Annotated in this window: 20 protein-coding genes and 1 pseudogene; 14 read left to right on the forward strand and 7 right to left on the reverse strand. The window is 44.4% G+C overall.

Annotated elements, in window-relative coordinates; all coding sequences use genetic code 11:
- Positions 1-20 precede the first annotated feature (20 nt).
- Entirely contained in the window at positions 21-2,237 is a 2,217-nt protein-coding gene (locus tag QUA03_RS08505) for a polysaccharide biosynthesis tyrosine autokinase (RefSeq protein WP_333211247.1), read from the reverse strand.
- Positions 2,238-2,645: 408 nt separating this feature from the next.
- On the opposite strand from QUA03_RS08505, the gene QUA03_RS08510 reads away from it, so the two are divergent.
- The 9 genes from QUA03_RS08510 (at position 2,646) to QUA03_RS08550 (ending at position 14,607) form a co-directional block, all read left to right on the forward strand.
- Entirely contained in the window at positions 2,646-5,429 is a 2,784-nt protein-coding gene (locus QUA03_RS08510; protein ID WP_333211249.1) for a polysaccharide biosynthesis protein, read from the forward strand.
- 80 nt (positions 5,430-5,509) lie between these two features.
- Entirely contained in the window at positions 5,510-6,844 is a 1,335-nt protein-coding gene (locus QUA03_RS08515) for an oligosaccharide flippase family protein (protein ID WP_333211251.1), read from the forward strand.
- Positions 6,792-7,988, forward strand: coding sequence for a glycosyltransferase family 1 protein (locus QUA03_RS08520; protein WP_333211252.1), 1,197 nt, complete (start codon positions 6,792-6,794; stop codon positions 7,986-7,988). Before QUA03_RS08515 ends, QUA03_RS08520 begins: the two co-directional genes overlap by 53 nt.
- A 45-nt stretch (positions 7,989-8,033) precedes the next feature.
- Positions 8,034-9,218: an O-antigen ligase family protein gene (locus QUA03_RS08525; protein ID WP_333211254.1), complete on the forward strand. Its 1,185-nt coding sequence runs from the start codon at positions 8,034-8,036 to the stop codon at positions 9,216-9,218.
- Between the two features lie 83 nt (positions 9,219-9,301).
- Positions 9,302-10,528, forward strand: a complete 1,227-nt coding sequence (locus QUA03_RS08530) for a hypothetical protein (RefSeq protein WP_333211256.1) — start codon at positions 9,302-9,304, stop codon at positions 10,526-10,528.
- Positions 10,529-10,641: 113 nt separating this feature from the next.
- Positions 10,642-11,838 carry a glycosyltransferase family 4 protein gene (locus QUA03_RS08535; protein WP_333211258.1) on the forward strand — a complete coding sequence of 399 codons (1,197 nt, stop codon included), beginning with the start codon at positions 10,642-10,644 and terminating at the stop codon, positions 11,836-11,838.
- 79 nt (positions 11,839-11,917) lie between these two features.
- Positions 11,918-13,078: a glycosyltransferase gene (locus QUA03_RS08540; protein ID WP_333211259.1), complete on the forward strand. Its 1,161-nt coding sequence runs from the start codon at positions 11,918-11,920 to the stop codon at positions 13,076-13,078.
- Between the two features lie 21 nt (positions 13,079-13,099).
- Positions 13,100-14,125 carry an ATP-grasp domain-containing protein gene (locus QUA03_RS08545; protein ID WP_333211261.1) on the forward strand — a complete coding sequence of 342 codons (1,026 nt, stop codon included), beginning with the start codon at positions 13,100-13,102 and terminating at the stop codon, positions 14,123-14,125.
- 224 nt (positions 14,126-14,349) lie between these two features.
- Positions 14,350-14,607 carry a hypothetical protein gene (locus tag QUA03_RS08550; RefSeq protein WP_333211262.1) on the forward strand — a complete coding sequence of 86 codons (258 nt, stop codon included), beginning with the start codon at positions 14,350-14,352 and terminating at the stop codon, positions 14,605-14,607.
- Between the two features lie 5 nt (positions 14,608-14,612).
- On the opposite strand, the gene QUA03_RS08555 is transcribed toward QUA03_RS08550, so the two are convergent.
- Complete coding sequence (locus QUA03_RS08555; RefSeq protein ID WP_333211264.1) at positions 14,613-14,771, reverse strand: hypothetical protein; 159 nt, start codon at positions 14,769-14,771, stop codon at positions 14,613-14,615.
- Between the two features lie 159 nt (positions 14,772-14,930).
- Here QUA03_RS08555 and QUA03_RS08560 point away from each other — a divergent pair, with 159 nt between their 5' ends.
- The 4 genes and pseudogenes from QUA03_RS08560 to QUA03_RS08575 all read left to right on the forward strand — a co-directional run bounded on the left by QUA03_RS08560 (position 14,931) and on the right by QUA03_RS08575 (position 18,357).
- Positions 14,931-15,602: a sugar transferase gene (locus QUA03_RS08560; protein WP_333211265.1), complete on the forward strand. Its 672-nt coding sequence runs from the start codon at positions 14,931-14,933 to the stop codon at positions 15,600-15,602.
- A gap of 338 nt (positions 15,603-15,940) precedes the next feature.
- Positions 15,941-16,423, forward strand: a pseudogene (locus QUA03_RS08565) (sugar transferase).
- 12 nt (positions 16,424-16,435) lie between these two features.
- Positions 16,436-17,071, forward strand: a complete 636-nt coding sequence (locus QUA03_RS08570; RefSeq protein ID WP_333211267.1) for an acetyltransferase — start codon at positions 16,436-16,438, stop codon at positions 17,069-17,071.
- Between the two features lie 149 nt (positions 17,072-17,220).
- A complete protein-coding gene (locus tag QUA03_RS08575) occupies positions 17,221-18,357 on the forward strand; it encodes a DegT/DnrJ/EryC1/StrS family aminotransferase (protein ID WP_333211269.1) in 1,137 nt (378 codons plus the stop codon).
- A 136-nt stretch (positions 18,358-18,493) separates the two neighbouring features.
- Here QUA03_RS08575 and QUA03_RS08580 read toward each other — a convergent pair whose 3' ends face one another.
- Positions 18,494-19,786: a HEAT repeat domain-containing protein gene (locus QUA03_RS08580; protein WP_333211271.1), complete on the reverse strand. Its 1,293-nt coding sequence runs from the start codon at positions 19,784-19,786 to the stop codon at positions 18,494-18,496.
- Between the two features lie 228 nt (positions 19,787-20,014).
- Between QUA03_RS08580 and QUA03_RS08585 the strand changes: the two genes are divergently transcribed.
- On the forward strand, positions 20,015-20,884 hold the full coding sequence (locus tag QUA03_RS08585; RefSeq protein ID WP_333211273.1) for a lipid kinase: 870 nt from the start codon (positions 20,015-20,017) through the stop codon (positions 20,882-20,884).
- Positions 20,885-21,069: 185 nt separating this feature from the next.
- Here QUA03_RS08585 and QUA03_RS08590 read toward each other — a convergent pair whose 3' ends face one another.
- The 4 genes from QUA03_RS08590 to hemW form a co-directional block, all read right to left on the reverse strand.
- On the reverse strand, positions 21,070-22,635 hold the full coding sequence (locus tag QUA03_RS08590) for an FAD-dependent oxidoreductase (RefSeq protein ID WP_333211275.1): 1,566 nt from the start codon (positions 22,633-22,635) through the stop codon (positions 21,070-21,072).
- Between the two features lie 393 nt (positions 22,636-23,028).
- Complete coding sequence (locus QUA03_RS08595; protein ID WP_333057596.1) at positions 23,029-23,301, reverse strand: DUF1830 domain-containing protein; 273 nt, start codon at positions 23,299-23,301, stop codon at positions 23,029-23,031.
- A 155-nt stretch (positions 23,302-23,456) separates the two neighbouring features.
- Entirely contained in the window at positions 23,457-23,678 is a 222-nt protein-coding gene (locus QUA03_RS08600) for a hypothetical protein (RefSeq protein WP_333211277.1), read from the reverse strand.
- Positions 23,679-23,904: 226 nt separating this feature from the next.
- Positions 23,905-25,248 (reverse strand): radical SAM family heme chaperone HemW, encoded by a 1,344-nt coding sequence (gene hemW, locus QUA03_RS08605; RefSeq protein WP_333211279.1) that lies wholly within the window; start codon positions 25,246-25,248, stop codon positions 23,905-23,907.
- Positions 25,249-25,395 lie beyond the last annotated feature (147 nt).

The following is a 25,395-nucleotide window of genomic DNA, read 5'->3' on the forward strand; positions in this document are numbered from 1 at the left end:
CAGTTAACTATTGTTATTGGTTACTGGTTATTCGTTATTTTATTGATACCAGGACTCTGCTCTTGAGCGTAAGATTCATTGGCAAAATAGTAATGGCTGTGCGGTTCGTTTTTAGGACTTACTCCATTCACCACTAAGCCCAGAACGTGCTGGCTTGATTTCTTCAACAGCTCCTTCGCAAAAGCCACAGTACCAGAATTAAGAACACCAGGTCGCACAACCAATAAAATCCCATCTGCTTTATTCCCCAGAATCAGAGCATCAGCAGCAACATTCAGAGAAGGAGCATCAATAATCACTGCATCATAAATAGCCGAAAATTGCTTAATCAATAAAGTGATCCGCTGTGAATCCAAGAGAGCCATTGGATTAGGCGGAATCACCCCGCAAGTGAGCACATCTAAATTATCCATGACTTGGGCGATCGCATCCCCAAACCCAGCCTGTCCAACGATCACATTGCTCAAGCCTACTTGATTAGGAAGTTCCCAAATCCGATGTTGAACAGGACAGTGCATATCCGCATCTACCAGCAAAACCTTCCGTCCTAATTGAGCTATAGCTACAGCCAAATTAGCCGATACAGTAGACTTGCCTTCTTGCGGTAGCGAACTACTGACAACAATGACTTTCAGCTCTTTATCAGAACTCAGGAACCTCAGATTCGCCTGAAGCATTCGGTAAGCAGCAGTGCTCGAAGTATGAGTAGTATCTCTAACAACAATCTGTCGGGGAGATATCTCTAACTCCTGGGCAGCAGACTTAAGTGGCCAGGAATTGCGCCGAGGATTTTTTTCAGACTTTCTATGGAAAGGAATCACCCCCAACAAAGTAAACCCAAATAATTCCCTCGCTTCTTCAATAGTTTTGACAGACTTATCTTGAGATTCTAAAAGCAGCGCTGCACCTATAGCAAGCAGAGTTCCCAAAAAACCGCCCGATATCAGCAATAAAGACTTGCGAGAACGCGCTGGTTCGTCCGGAACACTCGGCTTTTGGATAATCCGAGCATTCCCCACTTGCTGATTTTCTGTAATCCGAATTTCCTGGAGTTTTTTTTGCAATTCCTGATAATCTGCTTCCGCTTCTTGAAGTTTTCTTTCTAGTTCCCGCTGTTCCTTCTCTACCTTCGGCAAAACTTTTACCCGCTGCTTGTAGCCAGCTAGAGCATTTGAGAGAATAGTAACTCGCTCAGCCAAACCCTGGCGCTCTACATCTACCTTGATAAATTCTTCGATCAGTTTTTGTTTCACCTCTCCTATCTGTAAACTTTGATTGGGCAAGGGCTGTTGGCCACCTAAAACTTGTTGTATTTGTTGGTCGAGTAAAGCTTTTATGGTAGCTTTTTTAGTTTCTAACCTAGTTATTATAGGCGAATTATCCAGGTAGCGATTTTGCTCAGTTGCTAACTGACGCTCTATTTGTTTGTACTCTTTCAGAGCTTCCTGCACAGTGCTAGATTGGCTGAGAGTGCTGGCGGTCAATGCTTGCTGGGGATTCATTTGTAACTCGTCTTCAAATGCTTTGGACTTAGCACTGGCATTCAGCAAATCCGACTTAGCTTGGTCGATTTTACTTTCTAGTTCCGCCATAACTGCTACTGCTGATTTAGCTTCTTCTTCAAGATTGACAACTTTATTATCTTCTTTGAATTTCCTCAATTCTGCCGCTGCTTTCCGCATAGCTTGGTCGGAGTTAGGCAGTTTCCTTTCAATAAACTGTCGAACAGACACAGCCTCTAAGCGATTAACTTTTTGATTATTATCTATATAAAAATTCATCATAGTTTTTACGACCTCTGCTGCTATTTCCGGGTTTTTGTCTTTGTATGAAACTGTTAGAATATCAGCCCCCTTAATAGTAGCTACGGTTAGCTTCTTAAAAAAATACTTGGTTTTCAGGGGATTATTTTTTTCGTCTTTTAACTGAAGCCTATTTATAGTTTTTTGGATAATTTCGACAGAACGAATCAGTTCTATCTCGGTAGTCAGAGGGTTACTTTGCTCCGCTGCAGGAGTCAACTCTCCGATTTCTTTGCCCAATTCTGTTAAAGCAGATCCCGGAGTCGTTTTCTTAAATAACAGCTTTCCTTCTGCTTCATAAACTGCTTTTTCCTGCAGCGTGCCGTAGGTGGTGAGTGCAACCACTGAGGCAAATACAGCTAAGGCTGGCAGCCACCTGCGCTTCATAATCTGCCAGTATTCCTGAAATCCCATACTGTTTTCACTTGATTCCATCTGTTGCTCCCGAAAAATTATTTTTTTTAAAATCTAACATTTTAGGCATTTGAACTCATTACTTAGGATGTCCATTATATCACGTAAGTCAAGCACGGTCATGGTGAAAAAAATGTTGTTTGTGACCCCCGTCACGCCCAAGTTATATATTTGTGTTATAAATAAATTTATTGTGCTCTAGGGCAGCAGTGCTCGAATATAAACGCAGCAATAAGGGGCCATCGAAAAACTTAATCTACAAAACAATTATGAGACGGGACATATTTTTGGTACTAGGGCCTTAAGGATATCACTTGAGTGATCTCGGATTAAAATGGTGATAAATTTCAGCAGACCAGGTGATATAAAAAACACTCCACCTTAGAAAGTAAATCGAGTTATGGTAAAGTTGTTATCTGAGAAGGCGTGATGAATAAGAACATAAGAAAACTCAGTAAAGTGTTGGTGGAATTAAGAACCCGTCATTTTTTGATAATCGATACAATTTGTTTTGCGATCTCACCATTTTTAGCCTTGGAAATTCGTTTAGATGGTAGATTGAATCTGGCTCCCTACTTACAGAGTCTGGCTGTAATTACATTGCTATGTGTAGCAGTCAAACTTATAGTGTTTTATGCCGGCGGCTTATACAAGCGTTACTGGCAGTATGCGGGTCTGGAAGAAATGACACAAATAACGATGCTGATAGGTATATCCCTAGCAGTGGAAATTATCTTGTTGCTACCACTCTACCAGCTAAATAATTCGCCGCTCGCAAATCTGCCACGCTCGCTGCCGTTAGTAGACGCTATGATCTGCTTTTTGTTAGTGGTGGCCATTCGTTTCAGCATTCCCGCCCTCGAAAGATCGAGCCAAAAACGGTGGAAAGTTCAGCGGCGCAATCGCATCCTGATAGTCGGTGCGGGCAGTGCAGGCACATCTCTGGCGCAAACGATGCAGAGGAGCCCGGAGGTAGGACTCCATCCAATCGCTTTCATTGACGATGACCGCAAAAAAGTCGGCAAGCAGATTCGCGGACTGACTGTAGTCGGCAATCGCTGTAACATTCCGGAAGTAGTTCGATCGCTAAATATCGCTAAAGTAATAATTTCCATCCCCTCAGCTCCGGGAAAAGAGATTAGGGAAATCGTAGAAATTTGTCAGTCAATTGGCATTCCCACCAGCACCCTCCCTGGCCTCAATGAAATCATCAAAAGTGGTGTCAGTTTAGGTAGCCTCAGAGAAGTACAGATTGAGGACTTGCTCCGCCGCGAACCCATTCAAACGGATGTTGAGAAAGTCCTGGGATTGATTGGAAGCAAGAAAGTTCTAATTACTGGTGCGGGCGGGTCCATAGGCAGCGAACTTTGTCGGCAAATATTAAAGTGCGCTCCTGCGGAAATTATCATCGTCGGACACGGAGAAAATTCTGTATTTAACATTCAACAGGAACTAACAAAAGTCCTGTCTGAACTAAAAAATACCAGCACAACCCAAACAGATATTACTCGCGTGACAGCCTTTATGGCTGATATTCGTTTTCGCGATCGCTTAGAGTACGTTTTTCTAACAGTGAGACCAGACATAATTTTTCATGCGGCGGCTCACAAACACGTACCCATGATGGAATTAAACCCGCCGGAAGCGATTACTAACAATGTGCGGGGAACGAAAAATCTGCTGGATCTGGCATTGAAATACAATGTGGAACAATTTGTGATGATTTCCACGGACAAAGCGGTGAATCCAAGTAGCATTATGGGAGCTAGCAAAAGAGTTGCCGAAATGCTGGTGCTGCAAGCAGCCAAAAAAAGTAAAAACCCGTTTGTAGTGGTTCGTTTCGGTAATGTTCTTGGCAGCCGGGGTAGTGTCGTACCCACTTTCAAGCGACAAATTGCTGAGGGAGGGCCGATCACAATTACCCATCCAGATATCACTCGCTATTTCATGACCATTCCCGAGGCGGTTCAACTGGTTTTGCAGGCGGCAGTCATCGGCAGGGGCGGGGAAGTATTCATGCTTGAGATGGGGGAACCAGTCCGAATTGTTGATTTAGCAAAAGATTTGATTCAGCTCTCAGGATATGAAGTGGGCAAAGACATAGAAATCGCGTTTACAGGGCTGCGGCCGGGAGAAAAATTGTTTGAAGAGCTGTTTATTCCGGGCGAGAAATACAACCGCACTAAACACGAAAAAATTCTCAGTCTTGGCAATGCCAGCCGCCTAGTGAAAGAAAATATTGATGAGGAAGTAGAAGCCCTTTGTCAAGCTAGCGATCGCAATGATGCAAATTTAATTGTTTCAATGCTACAGCAGTTAGTGCCTGAGTATGTACAAGGGTATTCAACTACTAATTTGCACGCCAATACAGCCCAAAAAACAACCGCTGTGGCAAAGATTAGCAGTGCAACATCGGTTCAGTTAGAGAATGATTTACGGGTGGCTCTGGCAAATGAGGAGTTTCGGATTCACTATCAGCCGATCGTCTGCCTGGAAACTAATAAGATTAGTAGTTTTGAAGCGCTGTTGCGCTGGCAGCACCCGAATCGAGGTTTGCTTTGGCCAGACGAATTCCTACCAGCGGCCGAAGAAACAGGCTTGATTGTTCCTATTGGCGAGTGGGTACTGCGGCAAGCTTGCAGCCAGATGCGGGTTTGGCAGTCGCAATTTGGCCTTGACTCTCCTTTAACAGTCAGCGTGAATCTGGCTAGCCAACAGTTTTTCCACCCTGACTTAATCGAGACGATTGCCAAAATCTTGAAGGAAACAAATCTCGATGCTCCGAGTTTGAGGTTAGAAATTTCTGAAGATGTTGTGACGGAAAATTCCGAGTTGGCTGGAGCTGTTTTTTTCAAACTTAAAACTTTAGGATTGCAAGTACAAATAGACCACTGCGGTCTTAGTGATGTATCCTTAACTCACCTTTACCAATTGACGCGGCTGAAGTATGGGAAATTCGACAGTTTGAAGCTAGATTGCTCTCTAGTCAGCGGGCTGGACGTTAGCAACCCCAACTTAGAAGTTCTTGAGAAAATTGTTGCAATCACTCAGGAGTTAGGTATGGGCATGATTGCCACAGGAGTAGAAACGAAGTGGCAAATAGCTCAGCTAAAATCTATGAAGTGCGTCTACGGGCAGGGATACTTTTTCTCGAAGCCTGTGGAATGTGGGGCGGCAGGGAAATTGATTGGGGGCATGGGTGGTAAAAGTTAATGGGGCCTTTATGAATTACTTTGAAATGGGAAATACACGATTGGTAATTCACCAATTAACAAGCAGGTAATTAGCTACTAATGCAACAGTTGAAACCACTAACGTTACGCCGAAATTTTTCATGGACTTTCACTGGGCACCTAGTTTATGCGGCTTCCCAGTGGGGGATGTTGGTGTTGCTTGCTAAATTGGGCAGTCCTGAAATGGTGGGTCAATTTACCTTGGGTCTGGCGGTGACAGCACCTGTGATCATGTTTACCAATCTCCAATTGCGTCAGATCCAAGCAACAGATGCCAAAGGCGAGTATGTTTTTAGCGATTATCTGGGTCTGAGGTTAATTGCAACGGCGCTAGCATTCTTGATAATTGCCGGAATTACGCTCAAAGCTGGATATCGGTGGGAAACTTCGCTGGTGATTTGGGCGATCGCCCTGGCAAAGGCTTTTGAGTCGATCAGCGATGTGTTTTACGGCTTGATTCAACAACACGAACGGATGGATAGAATTGCGATCGCCTTGATGATTAAAGGGCCTTTGTCGTTATTACTTTTAGGCATCGGAGTTTCTCTGACTGGGAGTGTTGTAGGGGGAGCGATCGGATTAGCAGTTGCGTGGGGTTTAGTCCTATTCGGCTGGGATCTTCGCAATGGTAGATTAATTTTAAAGAATTCTTCGCAGGGGAGAGAGCGAGAAGATTTATTAGTTGCCGATGCTGAACCTCCAAACAGCCAAAATCCCTTGTACCCCCGCTGGGAGGGAAAAACTTTGGCAAAGTTAGTTTTGCTGGCTTTACCTCTGGGTTTGGTGATGATGTTAATTTCCCTGAATACTAACATTCCTCGATACTTTCTCGAGCGGTATTTGGGCGAACGGGAACTGGGGATTTTCTCTGCAATATCTTACCTGATGGTAGCAGGGAACATGGTAGTCAGTGCCCTAGCGCAGTCTGCTAGTCCGCGGCTGGCAAAATATTATGCAGCGGGAAATAGCACTGCTTTTCGCACACTTTTGTTTAAGCTGGTGGGGGTTGGCTTGATGTTAGGTGCGGGAGGCGTTTTTATCGCTGTTGTTGCTGGCAAACCAATCCTAACTTTACTCTATAAACCTGAGTATGCCGAGCGATCGGATTTGTTCGTGTGGCTAATGGTGGTTGCGGGTATTGGCTATGTGTCATCCTTCTTGGGTTACGGGATAACGGCAGCTAGGTACTTTCAGGTGCAAATGCCTTTGTTTGCTTTAGTGACAGGGGCTTCTGGGCTCGCTTGTCTTTGGTTAATTCCGACGATGGGAGTGCAAGGCGCAGTAATCGCGCTGATCGTTGGGGCGATCGTTCAAGCAGTTTTTAGTTTTGCAGTCATTGCTTATGCAGTATACAGACTCGACAGATATCAAAGAACAAAATCAAATATTGACTAAGCAGCGTCCCATCCGTATTCTTCATGTCGTCGGCGGTATGAATCGGGGCGGAGTAGAAACTTGGCTGATGCACGTTTTGAGACATATCGATCGCGATCGCTTCCAGATGGACTTTCTAGTTCACACTGAGAAACCCTGTCCTTACGATGACGAAGCTAGGGCTCTTGGTAGCAAGATTATCCCGTGCCTCTCTCCCTCAAAACCTTGGCTTTACGGTCGCAATTTTAAACGAATTCTACGCGAATACGGGCTTTATGACATTGTTCACAGTCATGTCCACCACTTTAGCGGTTACGTTCTCTATTTGGCGAAACAAGCAGGAGTACCTGTCCGCATTGCCCACAGCCATAACGATACCTCTGCAATTGATGCCAAAGCAGGATTTCATCGGCAGTTGTATCTAAGTTTAACCAAATGGTCGATTTCCTGGTTCTCAACAGTTGGTCTGGGATGCAGTTGTAATGCTGTAGCGGATCTATTCGGTGCAGCTTGGAAAACTGATACCCGCTGGCAGGTGCTTGACTACGGTGTTGACCTGAAACCGTTCTACGATCGGGTAGAGTCGATCGGCGTTCGCGCTGAATTGGGCATTCCTGCCGAGGCTTTTGTCATCGGTCATATCGGCAGATTTGAAACGCAAAAAAATCATCTGTTCCTGCTAGAAATTGCAGCAGAAGTTGCGAAACAAGAACAGAAAATGCACCTGTTGCTGATCGGAGACGGTTCACTGCGTTCGGATATCGAACAAAAAGTTGTGCAAATGGGTTTGAGCGATCGCGTCACCTTTGCCGGCAATAGGTCTGACGTACCCAGACTAATGTTAAAGGCTGTAGATGTATTTCTGTTTCCATCTCTCCACGAAGGTTTGGGCTTAGTATTAATCGAGGCACAAGCAGCCGGACTACCCTGCGTTTTCTCAGATGTTGTTCCAGAAGAAGCTGATTTAGTCAGACCTCTGCTGCAACGAATTTCCCTGTCAAAACCCGCATCAATTTGGGCAGAAGCAGTTATGTCAGCAAGAAGCGACGCCTCCGCAATTAGCCAAAGAGATGCCTTAGCTGTCGTTGAAAAAAGCCATTTCAATATAGCAGCCAGCGTCAAAAAGCTGACAGAGGTTTACGAGGCTAATCTTTCAAAATCCTGACAGCAATCCCATCGGATAGTTCGTCTTAAATCAGTTATTCAATTTATGCTAAGACAAGTCATTATAGTTATCGCGCTATCTGTGCTATTTGGTGGTACATCTCTGATTAGCTTGGGCAGTTATAATATTCCCCTCGATCCAGCCGTCCTCAAATTGCGCTATCTGTTAGTTGCCTCAAGTTTACTAATTCTCATCCTCATGTCCCCCTTTAAACAGTGGGGTTTCCACCGTCAAGCTCGACCTCTCCTCTTGCTGTGGATTCTCTTCGGCTGCGGATTACTCATATCGGGACTTGCTAACAATGACACAACTATTTTTAGGGACGGGTTGTGGCAAATGATTGCTGTACCGTTAATTCTGTTTAATGCTGTCCCAAAGGCGATGAAAGAAAATGCCAACTTGCTAATGGGAATGGGACTTTTTCTCGGCCACATTCCCTATATTATTACGTCTCTTGTGTCGCATCCTCCTGGTAATGGTACGCTGTATCGTGGCGTATTTGCCAACTCGAATCAAATGGGATTTACCTGTGCCACAATGTCGGCCGGTTTATTTATTTTGTTGATAGGTGCTTGGTCTGCCCAAAAATATGCGCGGTATTTATTGCCGATATCTGCTGCTCTATTGAGCCTTTTTGTGCTGATCATTTTAGCCAACTCCAGGACTTCAATGATGGTATGTTTTATCATGTCTTCTGTGTTTTTTAGCGAGTTTGTAAAAAATCCCAAAGCAGTAAAAAAAATGATAGCGATTGCCACCGTGGCTGTGACGGCAGTCTTGCTATTTGGAGGCGAAAAAATTGAGGCTATGAATAAGAGTCTCAACAACAACTTTGAAGCTAAGGAAGGTTTGAGCGGAAGAGATCACATCTGGGGACAGACATTAGATGAATCAGATTTACTGGGTCACGGCAGCAATTACTTTCAGTTAAACTTTGGACTGGGAGGACACAACACAATTATTGAAGTCATCGGACAAAATGGCATTATAGCAGCAAATTTACTAGTCGCTTTTGCGATCGCCAGTTTTTTCTATACTTACGCCTATTTCAAAACTTATGCCAAAGAAGATTGTGCTGCGATCGCTCCCTTCCTGATTACAGTATGCTTCTGGTTTTTATCTATGGCTGAAGGGATGTTTGGCTCATTAGGTAATGCCATGACGCTTGCCTATATGCTGTCTATAGGTATTGTGATATCAAGGCCACTCACCGGGAAAAAGCAGCAGTAGGAAGCCAGAAGGTATCATTAAAAAAAATCTACTTCTGATTTGAATTAGTTTTTGAAAATTACCCTTGAATAAAAAACGCCGACATGAATGACAGAAACCAGAAAAACAATAATAAATTGCGAGGATTAACGCTATTCGCATCTCTTTTAATATCGGGAATTATTTTGGCTTTAGCTTATTCTCAGATTTTAAAGGTTGGCTCATCATGTCCTGTTGCTGTTGCCGCACCTATCACTCAAACTCTCAAAAACCCGCGAATAGTCGAAACTAGGGTTGACGGAACTACGGTGATTGGTAACAAACCATTTTTTCCCTTCGGTTTCTATCATGTTTCCTGGGAATCCACCGCCCAAGAGCGCAAGTCGGCACTCCGCGACATAGCTGCTGCTGGATTTAACACAATTCACGCTTCGGCGACCAACCTAGAGGATTATGGAGAATTTTTAGACGAAGCAGAGGGGCTGGGAGTATATGTTTTAACAGAGCAAAATTCCATCGGACTCCTGAATTTAATCAACGCTTTTAATCAAAAACCTGCTGTACTCGGCTGGAGTATAGCGGACGATGTTGACAACGGAAAATGGAGTGTAGACAATCTGTTGAAATCTCACCAGCAAGCGAAGACAGCAGATCCCAACCACATCACTTATGTTAGCGGCTACTCAAATAAACTCAAGCAGTTTGCCAATTGTTCTGATGTCATTGCGAGGCAATCTTATCCCATAAAATTGAGGAAGCCAGAAGAATTGCCGGCGACTTATTCTGACATATCAAATGCGCGGGAAGCCGCTGCTAGCTTCAAGCGCTCCACTTATGCTAATTTACAAACCTATAACTGGGAATCTCACCCTTCTAAAAAATACGATGGTTCTCAAGCCCCTACCTTTCAAGAAGTGCGAAATATGACCTATCAAGCTTTACTTGCAGGGACAAAAGGGATTCTATACTACACTTATCACGATCCCTCTTGGCATTTGCCTGATCACCCGGATTTGTGGGAGGGAGTTAAATCTTTAGTGCCTGAATTGAAATCAATTAGTCCGCTATTGCTTGATGGAGAGTTCCAAAAAATTGATACCAAGATGTCGAATATAGTAGCGGGGATATGGAGGCGCGAAAACCAAGCTGTCGCTGTTGTCGTCAACAGCAATTACGGGAAACCAATAGAAGTGGCACTTGAACTTCCGATCGCAGTTAAGGAAGCGCGATCGATGTTTCAAAATCGACCTGCGGGTATGGCAGTCAAGGAAGGTAAACTTTTTGGGTCGATCGACCCTTTAGACGTTCACGTTTACAGACTTGTTCTGTGACGATACCAGAGTGCCATGACCGATCGATGCGATCGCCATTGGCACAATGAATGACAGCAAACAACTTATCAATCAAATGTAGAAATGTTTTTGTTAAAGGAGTTATCGATTGTATGAGAGTAGTTGTAGCTGTTGAACACCGCTTTGTTCGCACGCCCGACGGGGCAGTGTGGACGCAGACAATGTTCGCCCATTCGTACTGGCAGCGTTACTTTGAGGTATTTGACGAGATCTTGGCAGTAGCCCGCGTGCGCGACGTACCTGAAGTGCCTTCTGACTGGAAGCGAGCTGACGGGGAAAGAGTTTCCTTTGCAGCAATACCTTACTATATAGGCCCGTGGCAGTACCTCTTGAAGGCAAGGCAAGTTCAGCAGGCAGCCAGAAAAGCTGTCCGCACAGAGGATGCTGTGATTTTTTATCTTTCTTCTCAAATTTCGTCCTGTATCGAACCGATGTTGCGCCGGATGGGTCATCCCTACGGCATTTATGTCATCGCCGACCCTTACGATGTATTCGCTCCCGGCTCCGTAAAAAGCCCTCTGCGCCCGTTCTTGCGCTGGTGGTCACCGCGTCGGCTCAGAGATCAGTGCGCGAACGCTAGCGCCGCTGCTTACATTACAGAAAAGGCTCTCCAGCGCCGATATCCGCCCGCTCCAGGGGTTTTTACCGCTCACTATTCGATGACGGAATTGCCGGATTCAGCATTTGCGGCAACACCGCGATCGGGCTTTGAGAAAAAGCAGTCGCTGACCTTGATTACACTGGCTAGTTTGGCTCAACTTTACAAAGCTCCCGATGTACTAATCGATGCCGTTGCTGTTTGCGTCGCAGAAGGACTAGATATCAAGTTGGTTCTAGTTGGAGACGGCCAGTATCGTCAAAAACTGGAAGCGCGAGCTCAAGGGCACGGTTTGGGCGATCGGGTTTGTTTCAAAGGTCAGTTGACTGCGGGTGATGCGGTGCGAAATCAGTTGGATCTAGCTGACATTTTCGTTCTTCCTTCCCATCAAGAAGGTTTACCTAGAGCAATGGTGGAAGCAATGGCGCGCGCATTACCCTGCATCGGCTCGACAGTGGGCGGTATCCCAGAACTGCTCCCCCCGGAAGATTTAGTACCCCCCGGTGATGTAGCAGCTTTGGCGAGCAAAATCCGAGAGGTGACGACTGATCCAGAACGCATGGCTCGAATGTCGGCCAGGAATTTGGAAAAAGCTAAAGAGTATCGCGATGAAGCCCTCCGCGAGCAGCGGAATGAATTTTACCGCTACGTGCGAGAGATGACTGAAGCTTGGTTGAAGCAAAAAAACTAGGACTGTCTCAATTTTCGTCAGATTTAACAAGGATTAATTTTGTGCCTACTAGCGTTTACGAGGAAATTGAGGAGCCATCATGAAGAGCCTGCTAATTATCACCACTATTCCCTCTACTCTTAAATTTTTCCTGCCTCTAACCAAGCACCTACGCAGTCAAGGCTGGCAGGTGGATGCAATGGCAAAAGAACTTTCTACTAGCGAGGAATATGCACATTTTTTCGATCGCGTTTGGGATATCGAGTGGTCGCGCAACCCCCTAGATCCGAAAAACTTGCTCGCGGCTCCCCAACAAATTCGTCAGGTGTTTGCTCAGCAACAATACAATTTAGTAAATGTTTCCACGCCAGTAGCTGCTTTTGTTGCCCGCTATGCTCTTAACAATTGGAGAAAGCAGGGAAAATTTAAGGTAATCTACACTGCTCAAGGTTTTCACTTCTACCAGGGAGGCGCACCCCATAAAAATGCTATCTTCTTGGGACTAGAAAAGATTGCTGGGCCTTGGACAGACTATTTAGTAGTAGTGAATCGGGAAGATGAGTCAGCAGCGAAGCGCTATGGACTCATTTCTCCCGAACGAGTTCGTTATATCCCCGGAACAGGTTTAAATCTCGATCGCTTTAATCCCCATGCTATTTCCGAAGCCCAGATAATAGCAGTACGTCAAGAGTTGGGATTAGCACCGGAAAACCCTTTGTTTTTGTCGGTAGCTGAATTTATTCCCCGCAAACGTCCTGGGGATATTTTAAAGGCATTTGCCCAACTCGGTCGGCCTCAAGTACATTTAGCCTTCGCCGGAAATGGACGAATTTTCCAGGAAATGCAGGAACTCGCAGCCAAGTTGGGAATTCAAAACCAAGTGCATTTTTTGGGGCGAAGGAGGGATATCCCAGTTTTAATGCGTGCGTCTGTAGCTACTTTGATTGCTTCTGCACACGAAGGACTTCCCAATTGCGTGATGGAATCTTTGTGCATGGAAACCCCCGTCATTGGTACAGAAATTCGCGGCACTCGCGATTTATTAGTAGATGGAAATGGGCGGCTGGTAAAAGTGGGAGATATCAACGGAATGGCTGAAGCAATGGCATGGATTTTAGATCGTCCACACGAAGCTCAAAAGATGGGCAAGCGCGGACGAAAGGATATGGTTAATTATGACGCGCCACAAATCATAAAGCTGTACGAAAGTTTGTATAACGAGGCTTTGTCTGATAACGCATCAAGTTCTACACGCTGGTAAAATCTTTGCGAATACGCAAATATGCCAGAAATTTTACCCAAAAATCACCAATTTTATCAACTTATGGACGCTTTTAACATTCTTTTCACCAGTGCAGGCAGGAGGGTAGCACTAATTCAATCATTCAAAAAAGTTTTGAGCGATCTAGGAGTTCCTGGCATTATTGTTACGACTGATACTCAAAAAAATTCTCCTGCTGCTTTCGCGGCTGATGTTTCAGAACTTGTTCCCCGCATTACTGATGTCAATTACATCAATATTTTGCTAGGAATTTGTGAAAAACATCAAATTAAGCTGCTGATTTCGCTGATTGACCCGGAACTGTATTTGCTCTCACTTCACCGACAGGAATTTGAAGCGAAAGGCGTTACCATACTCGTCTGTTCTCCTGAAACCAATGAGATTTGTTATGACAAACGTAATACTTTTAAGTTTTTCAAAGAGATTGGTGTTCCCACCCCTGAATTGTTAGATGGAGACCAAATTCTCGCCGATCCTAATGCCTGTTATCCTTTTCTGATTAAACCTGCGAAGGGTAGTTGCAGTGTGGGAGTAAATCAGGTCAGAAATGCTAAAGAGTTGGAATTTTTTAGAGAGCACATTGCTAATGCGATTATTCAGGAATTTCTCATAGGTGAAGAATACACATTAGATATTTTAGTGGATTTCCAAGGAAAGGTGCGATCGGTGGTTCCCCGGCTCCGCATTGAAACCAGAGCTGGGGAAATTAGTAAGGGAATAACAGTGAAAAATCCCGCCTTAATTGAGGCGGGAAAAAAGGTTGCTGAGTCATTGCCCGGTGCGATAGGGTGCATTACGGTGCAATGTTTTTTGCTAGTTAGCGGTGAGATTAAATTTATTGAAATTAATCCACGATTTGGCGGAGGATTTCCTCTCGCATTTCAAGCCGGTGCTAATTTCCCTCTCTGGATTATCGAAATGGTTTTGGGGAAGAACCTTGAAATTAAAATTGACGATTGGCAGAATGGAGTTGTCATGTTGCGGTACGACGAGGCAATTTTTGTAACAAAGGAAATGATCGCATGATTAAAATTATCGTCTTTGATGTAGATGATACTCTGTTACCCGAAGGATTTGTGCGGCTCGGATTTCAAGCAGTGGGGGATTGGATACTAAATAAATATGCGGTTCCAAGATTTTTTGAATCGCTTGGAAGTTTTTTGTACCAGAAACCGAAGCGAAATTTTTAATTGAGTTTAGCAGAAATTAGCATTGAGGATGACTCTCAAATAATTAAGGAGAGCATCCCAATGGATCGACAACATAAGCGGCAGATATCTCTGTATACCGCTTCTCGGCGATCGATCGACTATTTTAAAGGTAACAAAAAACTAGGCGCGATCACAGATGGCTACCTAACAACTCAACGCAATAAAGTAGAAGGATTGCACATAGCAAACAGTTGTGATACTATCGTTTCCAGGGATAAATACGGTTCAGGAAACTGGACTCCCAGCCCAGCACCCTACTTGAAAGTGATGGAATTAAGGCAGTTTCAAGCCTCATAATGCGTCTATGTAGGAATAATCCTCACAAAGATTTCGTCACGGTCAAGAAACTGAGTGGGCTGACTGTTCAAATCGCTCGTCAAGAGGAGAGTATTGCAAGACTCCACCAGCACCGGGCTAGGAAGCCGATCGCACAATTCTTTCCTTGCCTGAACTAGAGACAATTTTATTATCTATTAATGAACTTTGTCTTAAGTGCGGTAATAAGGCGGGTTCTGAAGTTGGGGGCGATCGCGAATTAAAGTTCGTCTTTTAAGAACATCAAGTTGAAAAATGTTCGTGAAGGAATTGAGAAATTTTTTAAGCTCAAAAGGATGGTGTTCATGAATTCAGAAGTTTCTTCTACCAAAAGTTTCAGTAAATACAGCAGACTGCTCAAGGCAATATTAGATAGATTAGTGGCGGCGATCGCGCTGGCAGTTTTCTCTCCCGTAATGTTAATGGTTGCGATCGCCATTTACATCCGCATGGGCAAGCCAATCTTTTTCTGCCAGCCGCGTCCCGGTAAAAACGGTCACGTTTTCAATTTCTACAAGTTTCGCACTATGACAAGCGATTGCGATGCTGATGGCAATTTGCTACCCACCGAACAGCGTCTCATCCCCCTCGGTCAATTTTTTCGCAAAACAAGTCTGGACGAACTCCCTCAACTTTTGAACGTTCTCAAAGGTGATATGAGTTTTGTTGGTCCTCGTCCTTTACTCGTAAAATACCTCGATCGCTATACTCCAGAACAAGCACGTCGCCACGAAGTTATGCCGGGAATTACCGGTTGGGCTCAAGTCAATGGTCGCAATGCTATTAGCTGGGATGCTAAATTCAAACTTGATGTTTGGTATGTCGATAATTGGACTCTGTGGTTAGATTTGAAAATTCTGTTTCTGACAGTATTGAAAGTCTTGAAAAGAGACGGAATTAACCGAGAAGGCTATGCTACAGCCCCTGAATTTACAGGTCTTCTTGACGAGCACCAAACTAGCAGTGAGGTTCGGTAGAATTTCGTTTATTTAAGTCCGATACAGGGCAAAGGAACGGGCAAATGAAATTTTCTCGTAATTAATGGATCTAAAGCCCAGTCCTTCTATGACGGCTTTTAATTGGTAAATAAAGTTTGTAGCAATTTCCAAAAAAATCTACCAGGTAGTATACTATAATATAGGAGGTAAAAAAGCTTTTTTTTATTTCAAAACCTTGGGAAAATCAAATCACTTTGCAGCAGTAGACGAAGCAATTCGTACCGCTCAAGTTGTCCGAAATAGCTGTATTAGGCTGTGGATGGATACCAAGGGTACAGGTAAAAACGACCTGCAAAAATACTGTGCTTTACTCGCTCGTGATTTTCCGTTTGCCGGCGAACTTTTCCAATTCTACAAGTTTCGCAGTTCGGACGAGCGATCGCGATGCCGATGGCAATCTTCTCCCCGACGTACAGCGAATCACCGCGATCGGTAAGTTTCTGCGCCAAAGCAGTTTAGACGAACTTCCCCAACTCTGGAACGTTCTTAAAGGTGATATGAGCTTTGTTGGTCCTCGCCCCTTGCTGGTAGAATACTTGGAGCGTTATAGCCCGGAACAAGCACGGCGTCATGAAGTTAAACCAGGGATTACGGGTTGGGTGCAGATTAACGGTCGCAATGCCATTAGTTAGCCAGAGAAATTTAACCTAGATGTTTGGTATGTCGCTCGCTGGAGTTTGTGGCTTGACTTCCAAATTCTCTTGTTAACTCCCATAGAAGTCATAAAACATAGAGGTATCTCCCATCCCAACCAAGCAACTATGAATGAATTTTCAGGAAACATGAAGTCAAACGAGTAGAGGTGAGGTTATATGGATACCTATTTGTATGGTTGCGGCGGACACGCCAAAGTTATTATAGATATTTTCTATCGCCAAGGACAAGTAATTACGGCAATTGTTGATGATAACCCACCGCCAGAAATTACTGAAATTTATGGTAATCCAATCTACTTAGCTGCAAAAAAATTGAGGGAAATCAATATAGAAAACACTCAATGGATTGCGGCTATCGGTAATAATCGTACCCGTCAGTATATAGCTCAGAAAATCACAGATTTGGGATATGCTTTCACAACTGCAATTCACCCTTCGGCACAAATTGCATTAGGAGTTGAAATTGCTTCTGGTACCGTCATTATGGCTAATACTGCTATCAACACTGAAACCCAAATTAACCATCACGTTATTATTAATACTGGTACAACTATTGACCACGATTGTATTATTGAGGATTACTGCCACATTGCTCCTGGCTGTTCTCTTGCGGGTCAAGTTCGTTTGGGTAGAGGTGTTTTATTAGGTGTTGGTACTAAAGTTTGTCCTGGCGTAGAAATTGGGGAGGGAACAACCTGTGGAGCAGGTTCAGTAGTTATTCACTCTCTTCCTTCCCATTGCTTAGCCTACGGTTGCCCAGCCAAAATTGTCGATCGTAATTACTTCCCGTAATATTTATATCATAAATGTTACTTTACTTGCGTTCTTTATATTTATGGGGACAATTTTCTTCTGGCTGCTGTATTGCTATAAAATTGGGCAAGGGAAAATAAGTTAAGAAATTAGCATTTTCAATAATTGATTATCAACTTAGCTGAAAAATGACAAAACAAATCCTCCTCTCAACACCTCACATGGGTTCGCTTGAACAAGAGTTCGTGAAAGAAGCCTTTGATACCAACTGGATCGCCCCCGTTGGCCCCCATGTGGATGCTTTCGAGCAAGAATTCTGCGAGGTAGTTGGCGCTAAACACGCAGCGGCTGTTAGTTCCGGTACCGCAGCTTTGCATTTGGCTTTACAATTAATTGGTGTCGGTTCAGGAGATGAGGTTTTTTGCTCGACTCTGACTTTTATTGCAACTGCTAGCCCGATTACTTATCTTGGCGCCAAACCAGTTTTTATCGATAGCGATCGCACTTCTTGGAATCTCAACCCCGATTTGTTCCGAGAGGCACTTGACAAACGAGCCAAAATTGGTAAATTACCCAAAGCTGTTGTAATCGTACACCTCTACGGTCAAAGTTGCGATATCGACCCAATTCTGGAAGCTTGCAATGCTTATGAAATTCCGCTAATAGAAGATGCGGCAGAATCTCTAGGGGCTAGCTATAAAAACCGATCGCCTGGAAGCTTTGGTAAAATCGGCATTTTCTCATTCAACGGTAATAAAATTATCACCACTTCCGGCGGCGGAATGCTAGTTTCGGACGACCAAAAAATTGTAGAAAAAGCTCGTTTTTTGGCAACACAAGCCCGTGACCCCGCTCCTCATTACCAACATTCAGAAATTGGCTACAATTATCGTCTCAGCAATGTTTTGGCGGGAATTGGTCGCGGTCAATTACGGGTTTTGGATGAGCGGGTTGAAGCTAGGCGACGCAATTTTGACTTCTACAAACAAGCTTTAGGAAACTTGCCGGGAATTGAATTTATGCCGGAAGCTGCTTTTGGAAAATCTACTCGCTGGCTGACTTGTTTGACGATCGATCCGGCCGCTTTCGGTGCAGATAGAGAACAAGTTCGTTTAGCACTTGCTCAAGAGAAAATAGAAGCGCGTCCGGTTTGGAAACCTTTACACTTACAGCCAGTATTTGCAGATTGCGAATGTTTGGGGGGGGCGGTGGCCGAAGAGTTATTTGAGTACGGGCTTTGCTTGCCTTCTGGTTCTAATTTAACTGATGAAGATTTAGAGCGGGTGACAAGTGCGATCGCCGAAATTCACAAAGAAAATCGATGATCTAGCCGAAGGAAGTTCGGCAACAGATTCTCTAACGGATGTAACGGGGGTCAGGAAGAAGAAAGATGCGATCGCTATTAGATCCCCGACTTTTTCAAGAAGTTGGGGATTTGGGTATTCTATCTTTTGATTAATTTTATTGCCATTCTTGCAGGGCGATCGCAATTCCTTGTTTCAATCTCGGTTCAAGATTGTCTTGCTTAACTAAGCTTTCTAATTTCTGCCTGGCCTCGGCAGCACCTAGCTGTTTGAGCGCTGCCATGCAGTGTAACCTGACGCTGCTTTCTGTGTCGCCCAACATTGAAATCAGAGCATCTAGCCCTCTCATATCTCCTAATTTTCCTAAACCTAAAGCTAAAGATTTTTTGCTGACTGCCTCCTGCACGGCCGGATGATTTGTTTTCAACAAATCAATCAGAATTTCAGCAGCAGCAGCTTTTAATTCTGGCTTTTCTACTCGCCCTAAAACAGTGACTATCTCTTGATAAACAGTAGAATTTATGTTAGTGAATTGCTCCATTAATGTCTGATGCAAATATGCTAAAGCGGTTGCAGTTTCCATCCAGCTTAGGGCGCGCACAGTTTCGATTTGCAATTCAATCGGAGTTGTGGGCGATCGCAACAATTCAAATAAAGCAGCCGCTGCAGCATCGGTTTTTACTCGCCCGATCGCGATCGCCGCTTGCTGACAAACTTCTAATCGGATGTCCGAAAGCAGAGGTTTGAGCAAGTTAACTAAATCTAATTCCGCATCTAAATACGCGCGCACCCCAAGAGCTCGCACGGCTTCTTTTCTGACTGCTGTTGCCGGATCTTTGAGTGCTGCTACCAGTATCGGGGGGATGCGGGAGTCGTGAAAACTGCTCAGGGCATCGATTGCGTGCGCCCGCACCGCAACTTGAGAGTCTGCGACTACGCTCAACAGCGGTGGGATAGTTTCGGTGCGCCGAATTTGGGCGAGTGCTGCTGTGGCAAACTGTCGCGAGTCTTCTTGGAGTAGGAGAGTTGCGAGGGATTCTATGGCTGTCGGGCCGAAATTCCCTAGGGTTTGGGCGGCGATTTGGCTCAATTCTTCGTCGGAATTTTTGACCAATTCTACTAAAGCTTGAATCACTTCCGGGCGATCGAACTTTCCGAGAATGCGGGCAGCGAACCACCGGGGCTCCGTGTCTGCGTCTTCATCTTCGAGTACGGCAATTAAAGGTGCGATCGCGCCATTTCCCAAATTGGGCAATACTTTAGCAATTTCCCAGCGGTCTTGAAAATCGCCCCATTCTAAGGCTTCTATTGCTAAACTGACAGCTTGCTCTAAAATGTGTTGTTCCTGCGGCTTGCCGGCTTTGGCTGTCACTTGCTGCAAGCATTCGACTAACCCCGGCCAGTTTTGGCGATCGGCAGCGACTTGCGCTTTTTGTAAAATATTATACATGATTTTAAATTAAGTTCGATCGAGAAGCAAGGTTTTTTGCTGCTAGGTCAGAGCGGGAGGGAACTACTTTGTACGAATCTTTTGCTACAATTATCCATTTTTTAACATTTTTGTCAATCCATCATAACTGGTAAAATGGAAGTAAAGCATTAATTTGATGTAGTTAAGGCATCAATCTATACTTTTTGTAATTTAAAATACGCAATATTCCTAATTAAAAATTAACAAATGAAGAAAGCTCTACTTTTAGTAAACCAGCACTCCCGAAAAGGGCAAAAGCTATTATCTCAAGCCACTGTAGAATTAGAAACACTGGGTTTTGAGTTAATGGTAGAATCTACCGACCACGCCCACGAACTTTCCGACACTATTCGCCACTACCAAAATCGAGTCGAATTAGTAATAATTGGCGGTGGCGACGGCACTCTCAACGCCGCCATAGAAGGTTTGATAGACACCAAGTTACCCCTGGGTATCTTGCCGATGGGAACAGCTAACGACCTAGCCCGCACTCTGGGGATTCCTACAGATTTATCAGCAGCTTGTCAAGTAATTGCCAGCGGTAAAGTTCGGCTAATAGACTTGGGTTGGGTTAACAGCCAATATTTTTTTAATGTTGCCAGTTTGGGACTAAGCGTGGAAATTACCCAGCGCCTGACTAAAGACGTAAAGCAGCGCTGGGGAGTGTTAGCTTATGCTTTTACTGCTTTGCAGACAATTTTTTCAGCGCGACCTTTCCGAGCACAAATTAAGATAAAAAATCAATCTTTTAATGTTAAAACTATTCAAATTGCCATTGGCAACGGCCGCTACTACGGCGGTGGCATGACAGTTGCCGAGGATGCCACAATCGACGACAAGCGACTAGATTTGTACAGTTTGGAAATAAAAAAATGGTGGGAAATCATTGCTTTGCTGCCAGCTATGAGGCAAGGAAATCATACCAGTTGGCCTAACGTTCGCGCCTTGCACGCTCAAGAATTTGAGGTTAATACTAGCAAACGCCGTCCGATTAATACTGACGGTGAAATTACAACTTACACGCCTGCAAAATTTCGAGTGATTCCCCAAGCTTTAGCAGTTATAGCTCCTTCATGACTCACAACTAATATAATGATGTTATTGTGTTGTGGAACAGGCATCTTGCCTGTTCAGATATTAGCCACAGGCATCTTGCACGTGCCACAATTAATTAATCAATAAATTATATTGTGTTGTGGAACAGGCATCTTGCCTGTTCAGATATTAGCCACGAACAAGATGCCTGTGCCACAATTAATCAGTTAATAATCGCCTCCAGCGCCATATTTCCAGGCTTCAACTAATCGGTGAAAATAATATTGCTGCTCCGGGGCTAAATTTTTTACCTGGGGTTCTACGGCTTTCCCCAAAGGCTGCAATCCCGTATAAATTCCTAAATTTACATAATGAACCATCCAATCGAGCAAATTAGCTATTCCTACCTGCGGGATAATTTTCAGAACTAATCCGGGATGGCTAATTGCTGTTTTAAACAGGGTTTGTGACAAAGCCGGAAACAGCACGATATCCTGAAGAAACGGTTTGATTATTGGTTCTCCCAAGTCTTCCATTACCTGAAATACGGCAGCCAAAAGTTGATTTATTTGATTAGGGTCTATTCTTTGATTCATCGCAGCACTCATCGAACGCTGAAACAACCAGGTAACTGATAGATTCGGCTGGTAGGGTTGCAAAAGTGCGAGGGAATTTTTGCTGAGACTGTCGCTTGTCAAAGCTTCCTCAATTCCTAGAGTCAAGCGTTTGAGGTGGCGTACCATGGCGCCGAAACCGCCGAAGCTGAGGGGAGATTGGCTACCGCTGCTGTCTCCGACTGGAAGTATGCGATCCCAAGGGGTTTTTAGAGGACTTTGGCGATAACAGGGGAAGAATCCGTAGAGTGCTCTTTGGAATTTTAACTGTTCGATTTCGACGTTTTGATATTGGGGAAGCAAGCGCAAATACTCTTCAAATAATGTTTCTAAACTGAATCTTTCTGTGTCGGCGTCTATGTAGGTAAATAAGTAGGTGGTGCGGCCGTCTCTGGCTGGAAATGCTTCCCAAAAATATTGGCACTGATTTTGCATTGGGGTGAAGGATGCAAATATATCGCCAGTGTCGTTTTTGGGGTATCCTTGAGCGCAACTGCCGACTACTAAACATACGGCGTCGGGTTTTTTGCCTTGTCTTGCTTGGCGGACAATAGGCGAAAAATGCCCCATTGCGTCTAATAATAATCGGGTTTTAAATAATTTTTTGTCAAGTTGTAAATCGGTATTTTCCGATTCTACAAGGACTCCATTTGGATGAATTGTGGCTGTTTTAAATGGTGTATTTTCAAATAGTTCGCCTCCGGCTTCTAGGAATCGCTGTTTCAAGGTTTCTAGGAGGTAAACTGGGTCTATTCCGATGTTGAGTACGTCGCGCACCCAAATGTCTGGGCTGTTGGCAAAGCTGATGCGGGCTGGGTTGTATTCGGTAGCTATGGCTTTTTCTATCTCTGCAACAGATAGCAAATTTAATTCTAAGAATGTGTCTAATTCTTTGCGAGAAATGTTCCATTCTTGATCGCGTCCTCGCAGGGTGCCGCGTTCTATCAAGGCTACTCGCCAACCCCGCACGGCTAAGGCTGTACCGATTAATATTCCTAGGGTTCCGCCGCCGATAACTATGTCGAAGTCGAGGGTTTCGAGGGGTTGTTGGCTGTGTTTGACTGCTTGGGGTGTTGCTGCGGTGTTTTGTTTGAGGTTTTCCCAGAGTCGATCGACTTTTCTCAGGCCTGTGAGGGCGTCTCCTGGCAGTTGGGAGAGGATTTGTTCGGTGAGGGACATCGGGTTTTAGTATTAAACAGTGGTTGATTTTTTATAATTTAGCTTAGATCCACATTTCCGACAGTTTCAGGGCTGACGCATGGGGTGGCGAGAATCCCGGTTCATACTAAGATGTTGCACCCTTGTCAATAAGCTTTTTAGGAACAGGCAAGATGCCTGTTCCACAAAGAGTAGATTTTCTTGTGGAACAGGCATCTTGCCTGTTCTTGAGAATGGTGCAAGATGTGAGTTTCTACGAATTTTGGGCTTAGTAACAAGGAATCTAGGAATCAACCGGGTTTATGAGGTTGGGAGTGCGATCGCAAACGAAGTTTTTATCATCATACAGAGAAACCCGGTTTCTGAAAAAAAACCGGGTTTCTACATCTGTTTGGTAAGTCTAAGGAATTATCTTCAATCAGCCGTGCTTAATTCTTCAACTCGCAGCCGATCGCACAAAATTCGCTCGCACACTATACCACCCGTATCCGCACTCCTGCAAACTTCTAACTGAGCTTCCGGCAACGCTTCAAACAAAAAACGCTCTCCCGGAAAAACCGTCCGCTCAAAATACCAATTAGGAATATTTGTAATACGAGCGATTTGCACTTTGCTAGTATTATTAAGGTACCAACACAAAATGCGCGTATGACCTTCGGAAATTACCTGATTTAGTGTCAAATTCATTTTTTTAACTTGTTTGTGCAATTGTGCGAACGATCGGCGACGAACCTAGACTTAATATAGCATATTACCAGTTAAAACACAATTTTTTATACATTTTTTTTATATTTTTTGGGTTAATTAATAAATTGCGCCAGGGAAACATCAGCGCCTTCCACTTATTCCCAAGAAGGTGCAAAAGCCGGCAGTGCTAAAGTGCAAGATTTCCATCCTCCCCTAACAGGTGCGTTCAACAATTGACAGTGACCAACTGAACCTCTTGCCTGTTGGTAGTGACCGCAAAAATTACACTTGGAAGCAGGATTGCACCCGCGATCGCTAATTACAAGGCAGGGCTGGTTTTGGGTTTGGTTGCGCTCGATAGTTGTTAAAGTGTTCATTAAATTACTTTTTAAATGTTCAGTCTTAAGTATGACGGCTGGAGTGCTGTCGTGGCGTCTATCCCAAGGCTTAGTTCGCCTTTAAGTTTTGTGTAGGGATCGAGAGAAAATATACTATTTTAGAGAGGATCAAGCTAGGGAGCGATTAAATTTCCTTTCATCGAATTGGCGGCCCCGGCTTTAGAGCCGATCGCGCTTGTCAGGGGGTATACTTCCTCAGACAGAGCTAATTATCTTCGCCTAAGTTGCTGAACAAATCGGCTAAAATTGTATTAGAAAATAAAAAACCTTCGGGATCGCTCAACCTCAAATTGCCCGACAGTGGCAGTTTCTCGCCCTCACCTAAATTTGAGATCGCCCCATCCGCAGTGATAATTTCTACCCATCCTTGCCGCCAGTAGGGCTGTAAACAACGCCAAATTTTATCAACTGTTTGCTGAGTAAACTTTTCAGTCAGCGCCGACAGGCTAACTCCTTCTGCTAAACGCAAACCTAGCATCAGCGTTTCTAACAAAACGTCATTTTCTGAGACGGGAAAATTTTGCTCAATTGGTGGGTAAATATCTGGCTGGGTTTCCCCCCCAATTCGAGGAGTAGCTGGGGAATTGAGGCCAGAGATCGATCGCACCCACTGATAATATTCTTGAGTTTTGCGAGGTCTCGTTAACCTCCGGCCTTCCACATAACTCGCCGCCCCCATTCCCAAACCGTAATAAGGGCGATTTTCCCAATAAACGCGGTTGTGGCGGCACTGATAGCCAGAGCGAGCGTAATTAGAAATTTCGTAATGTTCGTAGCCAGCCCCTGTCAGAATTTCCCGCGCTAAACGGTACATTCCAGCAGCGGTTTCATCTGCTGGTAGCGGCTGCGCGCCTGCTTCAAAGTAGCGCCCGAAAGCAGTTCCCTGTTCAACAATTAAGTCATAACTCGACAGGTGAGTCGGCGAAATTTCGACGGCCGATTTCAGGGAAGCTTCCCACTGTTCTAAAGTTTGGTGTGGCAGTCCCGAAATTAGGTCTAAACTAAAATTGACAATACCCGCCGATCGCACTATTTCTACTGCTTCAAAAATATCAGCGACAGAGTGCGATCGCCCGCAAGTTTGCAGCAATTCATCTTGAAAAGCTTGCACTCCCACACTAACTCGATTTACTCCCGCCGCTACATATCCCCGCAACTGTTCTAAAGTAAACGTACCCGGATCTATTTCTATAGAAATTTCCGCCTCAGCAGCAATCCCAAATTTGCCGTCGAGAGTCTCTAAAATATTGCTCAACTGACTGACAGAAAGCAGCGAAGGCGTGCCACCACCAAAAAAAACTGTTTTCAGAGATGCGCCTAAATTTTTAGTTTCTTGAATTTCTTGACACAGTACAGCAACATATTGCACAATTGTCCCGGAATTCTCGCCATTTTTGCGATCGCCCACCACAAAAACCGGAAAATCGCAGTAGTAACAGCGGCGGCGACAAAAAGGTATGTGCAGGTAAGCCGAACTAGGAATCCCGGAATTTGTCGCTTGCACACTTTTTTTTAATTCAAATGTTAAATAATCTGTGGGAGGGTTCATTACATTTCAAGCCAAAAGCGCAACTTCAAATCTAAAATTTTAATTAAACCATCATGAATAATTATGTATATTATGACATTTTCTTACCAAAAAAGCGCTGCGAACGATGGCGTCCCGCCCCGCAAGCTACGGCTCTGTTAATTTAAC

It is taken from the genome of Microcoleus sp. S36b_A4, assembly GCF_036700645.1.
Classification (GTDB): domain Bacteria; phylum Cyanobacteriota; class Cyanobacteriia; order Cyanobacteriales; family Microcoleaceae; genus Microcoleus.